We start from the raw sequence: 1,655 nt of genomic DNA, 5'->3' as shown, positions 1-1,655 counted from the left end.
CTGTGTTTTCCCGGGGCCGCGGCCCCGGGTCGGAGCTTGCAGAGAGCAAGGAACACCACACCCTAGGAAAGAAAGATGCCCCCCAAGAAGAAGAAGCTCGCCGGGATCATCAAGCTTCAGATCCAGGCCGGCGCCGCGAACCCGGCTCCGCCGGTGGGTCCGGCGCTCGGTCAGCACGGCGTCAACATCATGGAGTTCTGCAAGGCGTACAACGCCGCGACCGAGTCGCAGCGTGGCAACGTCATCCCGGTCGAGATCTCGGTGTACGAGGACCGGTCCTTCGACTTCAAGCTGAAGACCCCGCCGGCCGCGAAGCTGCTGCTGAAGGCCGCCGGTGTGCAGAAGGGTTCGCCCGAGCCGCATCGCAACAAGGTCGCCACGGTGACCATGGACCAGGTGCGCGAGATCGCGAAGACCAAGCAGGAAGATCTGAACGCCAACGATATCGATCAGGCGGCCAAGATCATCGCGGGCACCGCGCGCTCGATGGGTATCACCGTCGAAGGCTGAGGCGATACTGCGATAACTCCGCCTTCGCTGCGGCCTCCGCGGTCATGAGTGATCCGGCCGCAAAGGCGCAGCGCAGCCTCTCTATCGCGATCCCGCTCCGAGTGGGAGGGCCGGCCAGGCCCGATAACCACAGCTGAACCACGACAAGGACAGAGAAACATGGCAAAACGAAGCAAGGCGTACCTCGCCGCCGCCGAGAAGGTCGACCGCAGCAAGCTCTACTCGCCGCTGGCGGCGACGCGGCTGGCCAAGGAGACCTCCACCACCAAGACGGACGCGACCGTCGAGGTCGCCATCCGGCTCGGCGTCGATCCCCGTAAGGCCGACCAGATGGTTCGCGGCACCGTGAACCTGCCGCACGGCACCGGTAAGACCGCCCGCGTCATCGTGTTCGCGGCCGGTGAGAAGGCGGCCGAGGCGGAAGCCGCGGGAGCCGACGCCGTGGGCGCCGAGGATCTGATCGAGCGGATCCAGGGCGGCTGGCTGGATTTCGACGCCGCGATCGCCACCCCCGACCAGATGGCCAAGGTCGGCCGTATCGCGCGTGTCCTGGGCCCGCGCGGTCTGATGCCGAACCCGAAGACCGGCACGGTCACCACCGATGTGACCAAAGCGGTCAACGACATCAAGGGCGGCAAGATCAACTTCCGGGTCGACAAGCAGGCCAACCTGCACATCGTCATCGGTAAGGCGTCGTTCGACGACAGCAAGCTGGTGGAGAACTACGGCGCCGCGCTGGACGAGATCCTGCGGGCCAAGCCGTCGACCGCCAAGGGGCGCTACGTCAAGAAGGTGACGGTCTCGACGAACACCGGACCGGGCATCCCGGTGGACCCGAACCGCACCCGCAACCTCCTGGAAGAGGACGCGTAAGCGCTATTCCGAACACAGAACCGCGAAATGGCGGGAGCGTCATTCGACGCTCCCGCCGTTTCGCGTATCGGAATGCTTCCGGATACGGCATGTGGCGCCGGAGGACTATTTTCGTGCGGCCGGTGGTTGCCGCATTGCGTGACGGTGGTTTTGCTGATTTCCGGGTGCTGCGCCGGCTCGGCACGCGCCGGCCCAGCACCCATACCCATAGGCTCGGCGGCGATATCCGAGATCGGAAGAGCGTCGGGGAGGGAAAGAGTGTTGAAGTGTGG

The 1,655-nt window shown here is 65.4% G+C and carries 2 protein-coding genes; both read left to right on the top strand.

Features of this window, described 5'->3' with window-relative positions:
- Positions 1 to 75: 75 nt before the first annotated feature.
- The gene (gene rplK, locus ACLML9_RS28695) at positions 76 to 510 is read left to right on the top strand and encodes a 50S ribosomal protein L11 (RefSeq protein ID WP_030525641.1); all 435 of its coding nucleotides are present in this window, start codon (positions 76 to 78) and stop codon (positions 508 to 510) included.
- Positions 511 to 669: 159 nt separating this feature from the next.
- Positions 670 to 1,383, top strand: a complete 714-nt coding sequence (gene rplA / locus ACLML9_RS28690) for a 50S ribosomal protein L1 (protein ID WP_030525642.1) — start codon at positions 670 to 672, stop codon at positions 1,381 to 1,383.
- Positions 1,384 to 1,655 lie beyond the last annotated feature (272 nt).

Origin of the sequence: Nocardia sp. NPDC002869, from assembly GCF_046764065.1 — a bacterium.
Classification (GTDB): Bacteria; Actinomycetota; Actinomycetes; order Mycobacteriales; family Mycobacteriaceae; genus Nocardia; species Nocardia rhamnosiphila.
This window is presented reverse-complemented; position numbering and strand designations above follow the sequence as displayed.